Consider the following 16,054-nt stretch of genomic DNA (forward strand, 5'->3'; position numbering starts at 1 on the left):
CGCCGCCGCTCGCGCCGGGGTCACGCGGGCTCGGGGTCGCTCGCCAGCCGGGCGTGCAGATGCAGATCGTGCCAGTTGCCGTAGCTGTCCGGCATCGCCTGGCGCAGCACGCCCTCCAGCGGGTAGCCGGCCTTGCGGGCCACCGAGCAGGACGCCTCATGGCCCAGCGCATGGGCCAACTCGATCCGGTGCACGCCGAGTTCGCCGAACGCCCAGGTCGAGGCCAGGCGCAGCGCGGTGGTGGCGACGCCCCGGCCGCGGGCCGCCGGCATGGTCCAGTAGCCCACCCGGGCGCCGCCGGTCGCCTCCAGGTCGATCTCCCGGACCCCCAGGTGGCCGAGCAGCCGCCCGTCCGCCGGATCGCGCAGCGCCCAGCAGGCCAGGGTGCCGTCCGCGACCCGGGCCCGGAGCCGGTCCAGCCAGTCCAGGACCGGCTGGTCGCCCTCATCGGCCAGCAGTGCCCGGGGGTTCCAGCGGGCCTGCTCGGGGTCGGACAGGCCGATCCGCAGGTCGGCCACGTCCCGGTCGTCGACCTGGGCGGGCCAGGGGCTCAGCAGCAGCCCGGGGGCGTGCAGCGCGACGGTCGGCGGCAGCTGGTCGGCGGTCATGCCCGCTCCTGCTCGCCGGCCAGCAGCGAGCCCATCCACACGTCGTGGAACTCGCCGCGCTGCTCGCCGTAGGAGCGCAGGATGCCCTCCATGGTGAAGCCGGCCTTCAGTGCCAGCGCCCGGGAGGGCTCGTTGCCGACGTAGGCGGTCCACTCGATCCGGCGCAGGCCGCGCTCGGCGAGGCCCCAGCGGCAGACCGCGCGGATCGCCTCCAGGGTGAAGCCGCGGCCGCGCGACGCGGCGGTGGCCCAGTAGCCGATCTCGGCGCGGCCCGGGCCGCGGTGCGAGAGGCCCTGGGTGCCGACCAGGGTGCCGGTGGCCTTCTCGAACACGCACCACACCGGGTTCCGCCCGCCGGCCCAGCCGTCGACCGCGAGCTTGTGGACGTAGAACTCGGCGTCCTCGCGGCGGTAGGGCGAGGGGACCACGGTCCAGCGCTGGATCTCCGGGTCCTGGCAGGCCTCGAAGATCGCCGGCGCGTCCGCGGGGCGGGGCGGGCGCAGCAGCAGCCGCTCGGTCTCCAGGGTGCCCGGGGGCGGCATGGTGTCGTCGGTGTCGTTCATGGCGGGAGTATCCCGGGGCGGCGCGCGTCGGGGACAGCGGTTTTCATGACCGATTTGTGCCCTTTCTGGTGGCTATCGCGCGATCCGCCCCCAGGGGTGACACGGGAATGCCGTGCTGACGGACCTCCCGGGGGATTGGCCTCCTCGCATACGATGGCCCGTGCGGCGGGGTGAACCCGCCGGTGCAGTCGCCAGAGCCGATCCAGGCAAGGAGCCCGCTCACGTGTCCGTCTTCGACAAGATCCTGCGCGCCGGCGAAGGGAAGACCCTTCGCAAGCTGCAGCGGATTGCTGCCCAGGTCAACTCCATCGAAGAGGACTTCGTCAACCTCAGCGACGACGAGCTGCGGGCGCTGACCGCCGAGTACAAGCAGCGTCTGGCGGACGGCGAGTCCCTGGACGACATCCTTCCCGAGGCCTTCGCCACGGTCCGCGAGGCCGCCAAGCGCGTGCTGGGCCAGCGCCACTACGACGTGCAGATCATGGGTGGCGCCGCGCTGCACCTCGGCTATGTCGCCGAGATGCGCACCGGTGAGGGCAAGACCCTGGTCGGCACGCTGCCCGCCTACCTCAACGCGCTCACCGGCGAGGGCGTGCACCTGATCACCACCAACGACTACCTCGCCGAGCGCGACTCGGAGTGGATGGGCCGGGTGCACCGCTTCCTGGGCCTGGAGGTCGGCGTGATCCTGGCCAACATGCCGCCCGCCGAGCGCAAGCGCCAGTACGCGATGGACATCACGTACGGCACCAACAACGAGTTCGGCTTCGACTACCTGCGCGACAACATGGCGTGGTCGCAGGACGAACTTGTCCAGCGCGGCCACAACTTCGCGATCGTCGACGAGGTCGACTCGATCCTGATCGACGAGGCCCGCACCCCGCTGATCATCTCCGGGCCGGCGGACCAGGCCACCAAGTGGTACACCGACTTCGCCAAGCTGGTGACCCGCCTCAAGCGCGACCGCGACTACGAGGTCGACGAGAAGAAGCGCACCGTCGGCGTGCTGGAGGAGGGCGTCACCCGGGTCGAGGACTACCTGGGCATCGACAACCTCTACGAGTCGGTCAACACCCCGCTGGTCGGGTTCCTGAACAACGCCATCAAGGCGAAGGAGCTCTACAAGCTGGACAAGGACTACGTCGTGATGAACGGCGAGGTCATGATCGTCGACGAGCACACCGGCCGCATCCTGGCCGGCCGCCGCTACAACGAGGGCATGCACCAGGCGATCGAGGCCAAGGAGGGGGTGGACGTCCAGAACGAGAACCAGACGCTGGCCACCATCACCCTGCAGAACTTCTTCCGCCTCTACGACAAGCTGTCCGGCATGACCGGTACGGCCACCACCGAGGCCGCCGAGTTCCACCAGATCTACAAGCTCGGCGTGGTCCCGATCCCGACCAACAAGACCCCGCTGCGGATCGACCAGCCCGACCTGATCTACAAGTCGGAGCCGGCCAAGTTCGCCGCCGTGGTCGAGGACATCGCCGAGCGGCACGAGAAGGGCCAGCCGGTGCTGGTCGGCACCGTCTCGGTCGAGAAGTCCGAGTACCTCTCCCAGGAGCTGCGCAAGCGCGGCATCCCGCACGAGGTGCTGAACGCCAAGCACCACGAGCGCGAGGCCCAGGTGGTCGCCCAGGCCGGCCGCAAGGGCGCCGTCACCGTGGCCACCAACATGGCCGGCCGCGGTACCGACATCATGCTCGGCGGCAACCCCGAGCACCTGGCCACCGCCGAGCTGGCCCAGCGCGGCCTGAACCCGGTGGACACCCCCGAGGAGTACCAGGCCGCCTTCCCGACCGCGCTGGAGAAGGCCAAGTCCTCGGTCAAGACGGAGCAGGAGGAGGTCCAGGAGCTGGGCGGCCTCTACGTCCTGGGCACCGAGCGGCACGAGTCCCGCCGGATCGACAACCAGCTGCGCGGTCGCTCCGGCCGCCAGGGCGACCCGGGCGAGTCCCGCTTCTACCTGTCGCTCGGCGACGACCTGATGCGGCTGTTCAAGGCCGGCATGGTGGAGCGGGTGCTGTCGATGGCCAACGTGCCGGAGGACGTGCCGATCGAGTCCAAGATGGTCACCCGGGCGATCGCCTCCGCGCAGACCCAGGTCGAGCAGCAGAACTTCGAGATCCGCAAGAACGTCCTCAAGTACGACGAGGTGCTGAACCGCCAGCGCGAGGTCATCTACGGCGAGCGGCGCCGGGTGCTGGAGGGCGAGGACCTGCAGGAGCAGGTCGGCCACTTCATGGACGACACCGTCGAGGCGTACGTCCAGGCCGCCACCGGCGAGGGCTTCGAGGACGACTGGGACCTCGACAAGCTGTGGACCGCGCTCAAGCAGCTCTACCCGGTCACCCTGGACCTGGCCGAGCTGGAGGAGGAGGCCGGCGGTTCGGCCGCGCTCACCCCGGAGTTCCTCACCAAGGTGATCCAGGAGGACATCCAGGCCCAGTACGGCGCCCGCGAGGACCAGCTCGGCGAGCAGGTCATGCGCGAGCTGGAGCGCCGGGTGGTGCTCTCGGTGCTGGACCGCCGCTGGCGCGAGCACCTCTACGAGATGGACTACCTGCAGGAGGGCATCGGCCTGCGGGCGATGGCCCAGCGCGACCCGCTGGTCGAGTACCAGCGCGAGGGCTTCGACATGTTCGGCGCCATGATGGAGGGCATCAAGGAGGAGTCCGTCGGCTACCTGTTCAACCTGGAGGTCCAGGTCGAGCAGCAGGTCGAGGAGGTGCCGCTGCCGGTCGGCGCCGACGCCGAGGAGGCCGTCGCGGTCGAGGACGCCCGCCCCGAGATCAAGGCCAAGGGCCTGGAGGCGCCGGTTCGCCAGCGGCTGCACTACACCGCCCCGTCGGTGGACGGCGAGGACACCGTGGTGGAGGGCGACTTCGAGGAGGCCGCCTCGGTCAGCGAGGGCGACGGGCTGACCCGCGCCGAGCGCCGCAAGGCCGCGAAGGGCCGCCGCCGCAAGTGAGTTGAGGCATCCGTCAGGGCGCCGCCCGGGTTCTCCCGGGCGGCGCCCTCGACGTTTCAACGGGCCTCCACGGCGGCGCACTGCCAGTGCTCGGTGCGCCGGTGCCGCTCCAGCCGGAAGGCCACCATGTGGTGCCGGCGGCCGGCCGCCACCCGCACGCAGACCTCCAGCGCATCCGGCGCCGGGGCGAACTCGTGCACCGGGCCCAGGCCCAGCCGGGCCGCGCCGGCGGGCGGGCGCAGCGGGCCGCGGCGCACCAGGGTGGTCAGCTGGCGGTAGCCGTCATGGGTGGTGTGGCGGAGCAGCTGGCCGACCGGGCGGACCCCGGTGAGCACCTCGACCAGCCGCAGCGCGAACCGCCGGGCCAGCTCGGCCTGGCCGGCCGCCGGGCGGGCGCAGCCGGCCAGCGGGTGCCTGGGCGTGCGGGGCTCCGGGCGGTGCCGGGTCGGGCGGGGCGCGGCCGGGACGGGGTGACGGCGGCTCAGCGGATTGATCGTCACCATCGCGGCGGCGGCGGTGGCAGTCTCGGTCATGGTCGGTACCCCCGGGCTCGGTGTGCGGGTCGGTCACCGGTGCTATCGGCCGGGGTGCGGTCGCACCGGAGGGCGGGTGGGTACGGCCGGCCGCTGTCCCCCGGACGGCGGCTTGACGTCGCACCGGCACTGGGTGGCAGGGGCGTTCGAGGCCGAGCCCGGCCGAACCGGCGGCCGTCGGCGATGCGCTCGAAGGGGGACACCCTGGGACGCTCACGGGTGATCGTCCGGGCCGTATTCTGTGGGTGTCCCGAGGAGCCACCAGGAAGCGAGCGTGCCCCCGATGCGTGTCTATGTGCCCACCACCCTGGCCGCACTGGCGCAGGCGCACAGCGGCGGCGAGCTGGACCAGTCCGCGGCCTACGCGGTCACCCCGGCGCTGCGCGAGTGGTACGTCAGCGACGACCTGGAGGAGCTGGAGTACGCCGCCCTGGTGCGGGCCGCCCAGTCCTCGCTGCGGCTGCTGGCCGCCGACCCCGGCGCGCCGCGCCGCCGGGTGGTGGTCGCGCTGGACGTGCCGGACAAGGCGGTGCGGCCGTTCCCCGGCGACGAGTACCAGGACCAGGCCTCGCTCGGCCGGGTCGAGCTGGCCGCCCCGGTCGAGCTGGCAAAGGCCGCCTCGGTGCACGCGGACGCCGACGAGGCCGAGGTGACGGCCGACGTGGCCACCGCCGCCGGGGCGATCACCGCCGCCGACGGGGGCGACGCGGACGCCCAGTTCACCGTGGACGGCGCCGAGGACCACGAGCTGCTCTGGTTCGCCACCCAGGAGATCCCCGCCCTGCTGGGCTGACCTCCTTTTCGGACAAGGTGCTCCCCCGCGCAAGCTGGATGTCGGTCTCGCCCGTTACCGTGCCCGGGTGCGAACTCATATCGTCTGGGACTGGAACGGCACCCTGCTGAACGACATGGCGGCCGTGGTGGGCGCCAGCAACGCGGCCTTCGCCACGGTCGGCGGCGCGCCGCTGAGCCTCACCGAGTACCGGGAGAACTACGAGATCCCCATCCCGCGGTTCTACCAGCGGGTGCTGGGCTTCCAGCCGAGCGGCGCCCAGTGGGAGGAGCTGGACGCGGCCTTCCAGCGCAGCTACGCCGAGCTGAGCCGGGTGTCCGGGTTGACCGACGGCGTGCCCGAGCTGCTGGCCGGCTGGGCGGCCGAGGGCCACACCCAGTCGCTGCTGTCGATGTACGAGCACGAGCGGCTGGGCCCGGTCGTCGAGCGGTACGGCATCCAGAGCCACTTCCTGCGGGTGGACGGCCGCACCGGCCCCTCGCACGGGCAGAAGGCGGCCTCCATGGTCCGCCATCTGCAGGCGCTGGGCGAGGCCGTCGACCCGGCCCGCACGGTGGTGATCGGGGATGCCGCCGATGACGCGCTGGCGGCCCGGGAGGCCGGCGTGCACGCGGTGCTCTACACCGGTGGGTCGCACATCCGCGCCAATCTGGAGCCGGTCGGCGTGCCGGTGGTGGACAGCCTGACGGAGGCCGTGGAGCTGGCCCGCGCGCTGCCCCAGTGAGCCCGTCGGCGCTCCGCGGATGAACCGACCACCGACCCCGCCGTCGTCGCATCGCCACTGGTCAGCGAGGAGACGCGGCGAGGCGGGTGGGACCAATGTGGCCAATGTGTCCAGGTAAGGGCACTCTCCCTGCGGGATTGTGCCTCCCTGTCCCCTGACACCTTGGTTTCCTACGGTTAGGCTGGCTGGCGTCGTCGGGACCGATCCCAGAGGCCGAAAAGGCTTCTAATACCCGGGCGAGGTGTTCTTTAAGCGCGCGCCTTGAGTACCTCTCCACAATCGGTGCGGGAGGATTGGGCGGGCCCGGCGGTGTACACCCGACACCACCGAGTCACGCAACGGCGCGCGACAGGAGCCAAACAGCCATGCAGACCAAGCTGGACGCGGCGAAGGCCGAACTGCTCGTCAAGGCGGCGGAGGCCGCCGAGCACAGCCAGGTGGGGGGAGCGGCGCCCGGCGAGGGTCTGAGCAACGGCGCTCTGACCACGTACCTGCACCACTACTACCTCCACACCGCACCCGAGGACCTCGTCGACCGGGACCCGGTCGATGTGTACGGCGCGGCGGCCTCCCACTACCGCCTCGGCCTGAAGCGCCCGCAGGGCACCGCGGAGGTGCGGGTCTCCACCCCGACCGTGGACGAGAACGGCTGGTCCAGCGGCCACACCGTGGTCGAGGTGATCACCGACGACATGCCGTTCCTGGTCGACTCGGTGACCAACGAGCTGTCCCGCCAGAACCGCGCCATCCACCTGGTGATCCACCCCCAGCTGGTGGTCCGCCGTGACATCACCGGCAAGCTGCTGGAGATCCTGGACGTCGACGCCTGCGCGCGCAGCCAGGCCGGCGGCGCCGAGTGGCCGGCCGACGCCACGGTCGAGTCCTGGATGCACATCGAGATCGACCGCGAGAGCGACCGCACCGACCTGCGCGCCATCGAGGCCGACCTGCGCCGGGTGCTGGGCGACGTCCGCGAGGTGGTGGAGGACTGGGCCAAGATGCGCACCGCCGCGCTGCGCCTGGCCGACGAGCTCGCCGAGCAGCCCCCGGCCCACCTGCCCGAGCAGGAGGTCGGCGAGGCCTGGGAGCTGATGCGCTGGCTGGCCGACGACCACTTCACCTTCCTCGGCTACCGCGAGTACGACCTGGTCGAGCACGAGGGCGAGGAGGTGCTGCGGGCGCTGGCCGGCACCGGTCTGGGCATCCTGCGCTCCGACCCGGTGAGCCACGACACCGACCACCACCCGGTCAGCGAGTCCTTCGGCCGGCTCTCCGCGCCGGTCCGCGCCAAGGCGCACGAGAAGAAGCTGCTGGTGCTGACCAAGGCCAACTCGCGGGCCACCGTGCACCGCCCGGCCTACCTCGACTACGTCGGCGTCAAGAAGTTCGACGCCCAGGGCAACGTGATCGGCGAGCGCCGCTTCCTCGGCCTGTTCTCCTCCGCCGCCTACACCGAGTCGGTCACCCGGATCCCGGTGGTCCGCCGCAAGGTCCAGGAGGTCGTCACCGACTCCGGCTTCTCCGCCGAGAGCCACGACGGCCGCGACCTGCTGCAGATCCTGGAGACCTTCCCCCGGGACGAGATCTTCCAGACCCAGGCCGACGAGCTGCAGCAGATCGCCACCAGCGTGCTCTACCTGCAGGAGCGCCGGAAGCTGCGGCTGTACCTGCGCCAGGACGAGTACGGGCGCTACTTCTCCGCGCTGGTCTACCTGCCGCGCGACCGCTACACCACCCGCATCCGGCTGCGCCTGATGGACATCCTGATGCAGGAGCTCAACGGCGCCACTATCGACTACACGGTCTACGCCACCGAGTCGGTGCTGACCCGCCTGCACTTCGTGGTCCGGGTCGCCCCGGGCGGCGAGCTCGCCGAGCTGACCGAGTCCGAGGTCGAGCGGATCGAGGCCAAGCTGGCCGAGGCCGCCCGGTTCTGGATGGACGGCTTCAACGACCAGCTGCACATCGAGCTGGGCGAGGAGCGCGCCGCCGAGCTGGCCCCCAAGTACGCCAACGCCTTCCCCGACGGCTACCGGGCCGACTTCACCGCCCGCACCGCGGTGGCCGACCTCAAGCAGATCGAGTCGCTGCACGGCGAGGGCGACTTCCGGCTCAACCTCTACCAGCCGGTCGGCGCCGGCGACGACGAGCGCCGCTTCAAGATCTACCGGGTCGGCGGCCCGATCTCGCTGACCGAGGTGCTCCCGGTGCTCCAGCGCCTGGGCGTCGAGGTGCTGGACGAGCACCCCTACGCGCTGCGCCGCTCGGACGCCACCACCGCCTGGGTCTACGACTTCGGCCTGAAGCTGCGCGAGGCCGCGGATCTCACCGACGAGGCCCGCGAGCGCTTCCAGGAGGCCTTCGCCGCCACCTGGATGGGCCGCGCCGAGAACGACGGCTTCAACGGCCTGATCCTGACCGCCGGGCTGACCTGGCGCCAGGCCGTGGTGCTGCGCGCCTACGCCAAGTACCTGCGCCAGGCCGGCAGCACCTTCTCGCAGGACTACATGGAGGACGCCCTCCGCAACAACGCCCACACCACCCGGCTGCTGGTCAACCTCTTCGAGGCCCGGCTCAGCCCGAGCCATCAGCACGGCGCGGCCGAGCTGGGCGAGGCCATCCTGGAGGAGCTGGCGGGCGCCCTGGACGAGGTCGTCTCGCTGGACGAGGACCGGATCCTGCGGTCCTTCCTGCACCTGATCAAGGCCACCCTGCGGACCAACTTCTTCCAGCGCACCGCGACCGGCGCGTGGCACCCGTACGTGTCGATGAAGTTCGACCCGCACGCCATCCCGGACCTGCCGGCGCCCCGCCCGGCCTTCGAGATCTGGGTCTACTCCCCGCAGGTCGAGGGCGTGCACCTGCGCTTCGGCAAGGTCGCGCGCGGCGGCCTGCGCTGGTCCGACCGGCGCGAGGACTTCCGCACCGAGATCCTGGGCCTGGTCAAGGCCCAGATGGTGAAGAACACCGTGATCGTGCCGGTCGGCGCCAAGGGCGGCTTCGTCGCCAAGCAGCTGCCGGACCCGTCGGCGGACCGCGACGCCTGGCTGGCCGAGGGCATCTCGGCGTACAAGACCTTCATCTCGGCGCTGCTGGACATCACCGACAACCTGAAGGCCGGCCAGGTCGTCCACCCGGCCGACGTGGTCCGCCACGACGAGGACGACACCTACCTGGTCGTCGCCGCCGACAAGGGCACCGCCACCTTCTCCGACATCGCCAACGGCGTGGCCGAGGAGTACGGCTTCTGGCTGGGCGACGCCTTCGCCTCCGGCGGCTCGGCCGGCTACGACCACAAGGGCATGGGCATCACCGCCCGCGGCGCCTGGGAGTCGGTCAAGCGCAACTTCCGCGAGCTGGGCGTGGACACCCAGACCGAGGACTTCTCCGTGGTCGGCATCGGCGACATGTCCGGTGACGTGTTCGGCAACGGCATGCTGCTCAGCGAGCACATCCGGCTGGTGGCCGCCTTCGACCACCGGCACATCTTCCTGGACCCGAACCCGGACGCGGCGACCTCCTACGCCGAGCGCCGTCGCCTCTTCGACCTGCCGCGCAGCTCCTGGGACGACTACGACAAGTCGCTGATCTCGACCGGCGGCGGGGTCTTCCCGCGCAGCGCCAAGTCGATCCAGCTGTCCGCGCAGGTCCGTGCGGCGCTCGGCATCGAGACGGCCAAGCTGACCCCGGCCGAGCTGATGAAGGCGATCCTGCAGGCCCCGGTCGACCTGTTCTGGAACGGCGGCATCGGCACCTACATCAAGGCCGAGCGGGAGGCCAACGCGGACGTCGGCGACAAGGCCAACGACGCGATCCGGGTCAACGGCAACCAGATCCGGGCCCGGGTGATCGGCGAGGGCGGCAACCTCGGCTGCACCCAGCTGGGCCGGATCGAGTACGCCCAGGCCGGCGGCCCGGCGGGCACCGGCGGCTGGATCAACACCGACGCGATCGACAACTCGGCCGGCGTGGACACCTCGGACCACGAGGTGAACATCAAGATCCTGCTCAACCAGGTGGTCGCCAACGGCGACATGACGGTGAAGCAGCGCAACCAGCTGCTGGCCGAGATGACCGACGAGGTCGGCGAGCTCGTGCTGCGCAACAACTACGCGCAGAACGTGGTGCTGGCCAACGCGGTGGCCCAGGCGCACAGCATGGTCAATGTGCACTCGCGCATGATCAACAAGCTGGAGGCCGACGGGCAGCTCGACCGGGCGCTGGAGTTCCTGCCCAGCGAGAAGCAGCTGAAGGACCGCCAGGCGGCCGGCTACGGCCTCACCCAGCCCGAGCTCGCGGTGCTGCTCGCCTACACCAAGATCACGCTGGCCGACGAGCTGCTCGCCACCGGGCTGCCCGACGACCCGTACTTCCGCGACACCCTGCACCTCTACTTCCCGACCAAGCTGCGGGACAAGTTCACCGAGGCGGTGGACAACCACGCGCTGCGCCGGGAGATCATCACCACGCTGATCGTCAACGACACGATCAACCGCGGTGGCTGCACTTTCGCCTTCCGGCTGCGCGAGGAGACCGGCGCGACCTACGAGGAGATCGCCCGCACCCACACCGCGGCCCGGGCCGTGTTCGGCCTGGAGCAGATCTGGGACTCGGTCGAGGACCTGGACAACCAGGTGCCGGCCGCGGTGCAGACCCGGATGCGGCTGCACTCGCGCCGCCTGGTCGAGCGGGCCACCCGCTGGATGCTCAACAACCGGCGCCAGCCGCTGGACATCGCCGGGACCATCGCGTTCTTCCAGGAGCGGGTGGACCAGGTGTGGAGCAGCCTGCCCAAGCCGCTGACCGGCGAGGACCAGGCCTGGTTCCAGAAGATCTACGGCGAGCTGACCGAGGCGGGCGTCCCGGACGGCCTGGCCACCCGGGTGGCGGGCCTCTCCTCGGCCTTCCCGACCCTGGACGTCACCGTGGTCGCGGACCGGGCCGGCAAGGACGTCACCCAGGTCGCGGAGCTCTACTACGACCTGGCCGACCGCCTGGGCATCGCCCACCTGCTGGACCGGATCATCGAGCTGCCGCGCACCGACCGGTGGTCCTCGATGGCCCGCGCCTCGATCCGTGAGGACCTGTTCGCGGCGCACGCCCAGCTCACCGCCGACGTGCTGGCCTGCGGGGCGCCGGAGGCCACGCCGTCCGAGCGCTACGAGGCCTGGACCGAGCTCAACGGCAACCTGCTGACCCGGGCCAAGACCACGCTGGACGACATAAGGGGTTCGGACACCTACGAGCTGTCCAGCCTCTCGGTCGCCATGCGGGTGATCCGCACCCTGCTGCGGACCGGCTCGATGGGCTGATCCGAGCGGTAGCCGAAGGGGCCGCACCCTCCCACCGGGGGGGTGCGGCCCCTTCCGTCGTCTCCGCGGGAACCCGGTGGCGCGAGCGGACAGGTAGGGGTGTGGAACTGTCATTACGCTCCCGGCTGCGCGCCGGGGACCAGAGTGCGTTCGGGGAGATCTTCGATGAGCACGCGTCAGCGCTGTACGGGTACGCGGTCCGAGCCCTGGGGGACTGGGCCGCCGCCGAGGACGCCGTCTCGCTGACCTTCCTGGAGGCCTGGCGGCTGCGCGAGAAGCTGCACGAGGAGGGCGAGGGCGTGCGGCCCTGGCTGTTCGGCATCGCCACCAACGTGCTGCGCAACACCAACCGGGCGGCCCGCCGGCACCGGGCCGCGCTGGCACGGCTGCCCGCCCGCGAGACGGTGCCGGACTTCGCCGACGAGCTGGCCGGCCGGTTGGACGCCGACGCCGAACTGGCCGCCGCACGGCGGGCCCTGGCCCGGCTGCGGCGCGCCGACCGGGAGGTCTTCCTGCTCTGCGTCTGGTCCGGGCTGGAGTACGCGGCCGCCGCCGAGGCCCTCGGCATCCCGGTCGGCACGGTCCGCTCCCGGCTCTCCCGGGCCCGGAGCAGACTGCGCGAACTGACCGTGCGGGAACTGGAACCCGACCGCGGCATCGGACAGGTACGGGGTGGCCACGGTCACGTGGCCCGGTCGATACAGGAGCAGATCCGGTGAACGAGAACGACGACCTGGAGCGGCTGCGGCGGATGCTTCCGCCGCCTGCCGAGCCGGTGCTCTCCGCCGACCGCCGACGGCTTTTGAGGGAGCACCTGATGAACGAGATCACTCCGGACCCGTCCGTGTCCGCCGCGCCGAGGCCGCGCCGCAGGCTCGGCTGGGTGGCGCTGCCGGTGGTGGCGGGCGGGCTGGCACTGGCCCTGGTGCTGGCCAACGGCGGCGGTGTGACGAACGGCGGGCCCGCCAAGGCGGCCCCGGCAGCACCCGCCACGGCGGCCGAACTGCTGGACCGGGTGGCCGAGGTGGCGGCCACCAAGCCGGTGCTGGCGGTGCGCGACGACCAGTTCGCCTACGTGAAGACACTGCTGCAGGACAGCACGATGACCATGAACGGCAAGCAGGTCACCGCGCAGCTCAACCCGATGCGGCAGACGGAGAGCTGGACCTCCGCCGACGGGAGCAAGCCCGGCCTGGTGATCGATCCCAATGACCGGTTGAGCCCCCGGTCCACCACAGAGCCGATCAAGGACCCGTCGCTGGACGCGCCGACCTACAGCTACCTGGCGACCCTCCCCACCGAACCGGACGTCCTGCTGAAGCAGATCTACCAGCACGAGGCCAACGATCACGCGTACGGCCCGGACATGAACGTCTTCAGCGAGATCGGCCGCCTGCTCCGCGGCCAGATCGCGCCGCCGGCGCTCTACACGGCGCTCTACCGGGCCGCCGCGCAGATCCCCGGCGTGACCCTGGTCAGCGACAGCACCGACGCCGAGGGGCGGCACGGTGTCGCAGTGGCCGAGGAGTACCAGGGCGTCCAGTGGCAGTGGATCTTCGATCCGAGCAGCTACGAATTCCTGGGCGAGCGCTACGTGGTCGTCAAGGACGGCGTGTACGGCAAGGCCGGCGACCTGCTCGGCCAGTCCGCCGTCCTGCAGCGCGCCGCCGTCGACCGGGCCGGCGACCAGCCGCAGTAGCCGCTACCCCTGCGCCGCCCGCTGCAGGGCGCTCGCCAGCAGCGCCAGGTCGGTCGGGCCGTTGCCCAGCTCGCGGACCGGGCGGCGGGTGGGCGGGGCGCCGAGCTGGGCGGGATCCAGCGCCACCACGGTGGGGCGCAGGGTGGCGGTGCGGGGGATCCGGCCGGTGATCCGGGCGGTCTGGAACGCGAGCACGGCCCCGTCGGGGCGGCGCAGGTAGCCGCGGCCCGGGGTGGTGTCGGGCAGCCCCGCCGCGTCGTCCACGTGCACCAGGAGGTCGGAGTCGGCCGGGTGGTCGGTGCGCAGGGCGATCCGCCACTGGGCGGCGTCGTCGACCTCGGTGCCGGCGGTCAGCTCGGGGCGGCCGGTGGCGGCGACCAGGTGGATGCCGAGCCGGCCGCCGCGCTCGGCGACGGCGGCCAGCGCCCGGGCGAGCGGGCGGCCGGCGGGGGAGTGCGGGGCGAGCAGCGCGTCGTAGTCGTCCACCACCAGGATCAGGCGCGGCGGCGCGGCGGTGACGGTGGCCAGGGCGGCGGGCGGGACGGCCGCGGCCGCGGTGGGGCCGGTCCCGCGCGGGGCGACGACCTTGGCGCTCAGCGCCTGCTCGGCGTACGCGGCGGCGAACGAACGGCCGCGGAACAGCTCCTCGCGCAGCTCCAGCTCGTCCAGCAGCGCCTCGGCGGTGAGCAGCGCCTGGCGGGGATCGGCGGTGACGTCCAACGAGCCGGTGACGTGCGGCAGTTCGGCGCAGGCGGCGAGCGTGGGGCCGCGGCCGCCGATCAGCAGCAGGGAGAGCCGGTCGGGCCGCTCGCCGACCGCCAGCGAGGCGGCCAGGGTGCGCAGCAGCTCGCTCTTGCCGGCGCCCCGGGCGCCGCCGACCAGCAGGTGCTGCTGCTCGGGCAGCTCGGCGGTGGCCAGGTCGACCGTGCACAGGTCGTCCCGAGTGGTGCCGAGCAGCGCGCTGGCCGTGCCGGTGGTGCTCGGCAGGCTCTCCCAGCGGGCCGAGAGCTTGGCGGGGGTGACGGTGTCCAGTTCGAGCAGGTCCAGCAGGCGCAGGGCCTGCGGGATCGGCCCCCGGGACACCGGCGCGGTCTCCCGCAGCGGGGCCAGCGCCCGGGCCAGCCGCTGGGCCCAGGCGGGCGAGACGGCGTCCAGCGCGACGGCCTCGACCTGGACGGGGCCGCGCAGGGTGAGCTGGGTCGCCACCTCGCCGGTGAGGACGGCGGTGGCACCGAGGCCGTCCGGCAGCTGGTCGGGGCTCTCGGCCAGCCAGATCGGGAACACCGCGCCGCCCGGCCCCTCGCGCAGCAGGCGGGCCAGGGCCGCGCGGCCCGGCTCGGAACCCGGGTCGCCGTCCACCAGCAGCACGGTGGGGCCGGCCGACTCTCCCCCGGCCATCGAGGTCCCCCCGGCCACGGCCGCCAGCAGCTCGGTCAGCCGCTGCTCGGCCTGGGCCGCGTCGAGGCCGAAGAGCAGCCGGCAGTCCTGCCCGCGGGTGGGGCGCAGATGCGGCAGCCAGAGGGCCCAGGACCAGTCCTCGGCACGCTGTTCGGCGGCCGGCCGGCCGTCCGCGCTCAGCACCACGACGCTCAGGCCGCTCGGCGGGTGCAGCACGGCCAGCTGGGCGAGCAGCGCGCGGGCCAGGCCCAGCAGCCGCTCGCGCGGGCCGGCCAGGCCGAGGCTGCCGACCGCGGTGAGGTCCACGGTGACCGGGACGGCGGGCAGCACGTCGCCCGGCGCGGTGCCGGGGCCACCTGGCAGGTCGCCGGTGCCGAGCCGGAGCACCAGCCCGTCGGGGTGGGCCGGCAGCCGCTCCCAGAGCCGCGGGCCGGGGCCGAGCGCGGTCAGCAGCAGCGCGGCGGGGTCGGGGAACCGCTCGCGCAGGGCGGCGGCCTGCCGGTCCCGGGCCCGCAGGTGCTGCTGGGCGGCGTCGGCCGGGGCGGTGGGCGCGGTCGCGCGGCCCAGGGTGCGGGAGAGCAGGGAGCGGGCGCGGCTGCTCGGGGCGGCGGGCGGCGGCCCGTCGGCGGGCGGCGCGGCCGGGCTCCCCCGGCGCCCGGCCGCGGGGGCTCCCAGGGCCGGGGCGGGGGTGCGGGGCGGCGGGCTGACCTGGAGGTGGCCCTGGCCGTCCGGGGTGGTGGGGCGGGACTGCTCGGGGCCCGGGGCGGCGGCGAGCAGCACGGTGGACTCGCCGAGCCTCAGCAGCGCGCCCTCGGGCAGCGGGTGCGGCTCCTCGGCGAGCGGGCGGCCGTCCAGCACGGTGCCGTTGGTGGAGCCCAGGTCGTGCACGGTGACGGTGCCGTCGTCGGCCAGCCGCAGCGCCAGGTGCATCCGGGAGACGTCCGGGTCGTCCAGCGCGATGTCCGCCTCGCTGGAGCGGCCGAGCCTGATCTGGCGGCCGGTCAGCCGGTGCACGCCGCCGGCGTCCGGCCCGCCGACCACCCGCAGCTCGACGGCCGCGTCGGACGGGTGGGCGGTGTCGGCGGCCGGGTCGGGCTCGCCGAGGGTGAGCACGGCGCCGTCGAGCAGCGGCGGATGGCCGAGCGGGGTGCGGTCGTCGATCCGCTCGGACCCGGCGTAGAGGTGCACATGGGTGGCACTGCGCGGGCCGCGCACTCCCACCGCGCCGGCCAGGGCCACCGAGAGGGTGCCGAGCGCCGTGCCGACCGGGGCGGTGACCAGGACATCGGTCTTGGCCGCGGGCGTGCCGGAGCCGGCACGGGGCCACAGGACCGTCAGCCGGATCTGCATCTCGCCCGGGGTTCCCCTCTGCTCGTGATGCGCGGTGGACCGCAGGAGTGTGCCGCAGTGGTGCTTGCCTCATCCTGCCACCCGGGACTGACAGTCCGCG

At 72.8% G+C, this 16,054-nt stretch carries 10 protein-coding genes; 6 read left to right on the top strand and 4 right to left on the bottom strand.

What is annotated here, in order from left to right; genetic code table 11:
* Positions 1–20: 20 nt before the first annotated feature.
* Positions 21–608 carry a GNAT family protein gene (locus tag P3T35_RS22330; RefSeq protein ID WP_101381575.1) on the bottom strand — a complete coding sequence of 196 codons (588 nt, stop codon included), beginning with the start codon at positions 606–608 and terminating at the stop codon, positions 21–23.
* Positions 605–1,171 carry a GNAT family N-acetyltransferase gene (locus tag P3T35_RS22335; protein WP_280707427.1) on the bottom strand — a complete coding sequence of 189 codons (567 nt, stop codon included), beginning with the start codon at positions 1,169–1,171 and terminating at the stop codon, positions 605–607. Before P3T35_RS22335 ends, P3T35_RS22330 begins: the two co-directional genes overlap by 4 nt.
* Positions 1,172–1,394: 223 nt before the next feature.
* Here P3T35_RS22335 and secA point away from each other — a divergent pair, with 223 nt between their 5' ends.
* Positions 1,395–4,145 (top strand): preprotein translocase subunit SecA, encoded by a 2,751-nt coding sequence (secA, locus tag P3T35_RS22340; protein WP_101381576.1) that lies wholly within the window; start codon positions 1,395–1,397, stop codon positions 4,143–4,145.
* 56 nt (positions 4,146–4,201) lie between these two features.
* Here secA and P3T35_RS22345 read toward each other — a convergent pair whose 3' ends face one another.
* Positions 4,202–4,678 carry an Rv3235 family protein gene (locus P3T35_RS22345; RefSeq protein WP_101381577.1) on the bottom strand — a complete coding sequence of 159 codons (477 nt, stop codon included), beginning with the start codon at positions 4,676–4,678 and terminating at the stop codon, positions 4,202–4,204.
* 283 nt (positions 4,679–4,961) lie between these two features.
* Here P3T35_RS22345 and P3T35_RS22350 point away from each other — a divergent pair, with 283 nt between their 5' ends.
* The 5 genes from P3T35_RS22350 (at position 4,962) to P3T35_RS22370 (ending at position 13,206) form a co-directional block, all read left to right on the top strand.
* Complete coding sequence (locus P3T35_RS22350) at positions 4,962–5,471, top strand: hypothetical protein (protein WP_101381578.1); 510 nt, start codon at positions 4,962–4,964, stop codon at positions 5,469–5,471.
* 67 nt (positions 5,472–5,538) lie between these two features.
* Entirely contained in the window at positions 5,539–6,195 is a 657-nt protein-coding gene (locus P3T35_RS22355) for an HAD family hydrolase (protein WP_280707431.1), read from the top strand.
* 365 nt (positions 6,196–6,560) lie between these two features.
* Positions 6,561–11,507, top strand: a complete 4,947-nt coding sequence (locus tag P3T35_RS22360) for an NAD-glutamate dehydrogenase (RefSeq protein WP_101381579.1) — start codon at positions 6,561–6,563, stop codon at positions 11,505–11,507.
* Between the two features lie 101 nt (positions 11,508–11,608).
* On the top strand, positions 11,609–12,226 hold the full coding sequence (locus tag P3T35_RS22365; protein WP_101381580.1) for an RNA polymerase sigma factor: 618 nt from the start codon (positions 11,609–11,611) through the stop codon (positions 12,224–12,226).
* Positions 12,223–13,206 (top strand): CU044_5270 family protein, encoded by a 984-nt coding sequence (locus P3T35_RS22370; RefSeq protein ID WP_101381581.1) that lies wholly within the window; start codon positions 12,223–12,225, stop codon positions 13,204–13,206. The genes P3T35_RS22365 and P3T35_RS22370 overlap by 4 nt, the downstream gene beginning before the upstream one ends.
* Positions 13,207–13,209: 3 nt before the next feature.
* Here the strand turns inward: P3T35_RS22370 and P3T35_RS22375 are convergent, their stop codons facing one another.
* Positions 13,210–15,954, bottom strand: coding sequence for an FtsK/SpoIIIE domain-containing protein (locus P3T35_RS22375; protein WP_101381582.1), 2,745 nt, complete (start codon positions 15,952–15,954; stop codon positions 13,210–13,212).
* Positions 15,955–16,054: the final 100 nt, after the last annotated feature.

This window comes from Kitasatospora sp. GP30, from assembly GCF_029892145.1.
In the GTDB taxonomy this organism is placed as follows: Bacteria; Actinomycetota; Actinomycetes; order Streptomycetales; family Streptomycetaceae; genus Kitasatospora; species Kitasatospora acidiphila.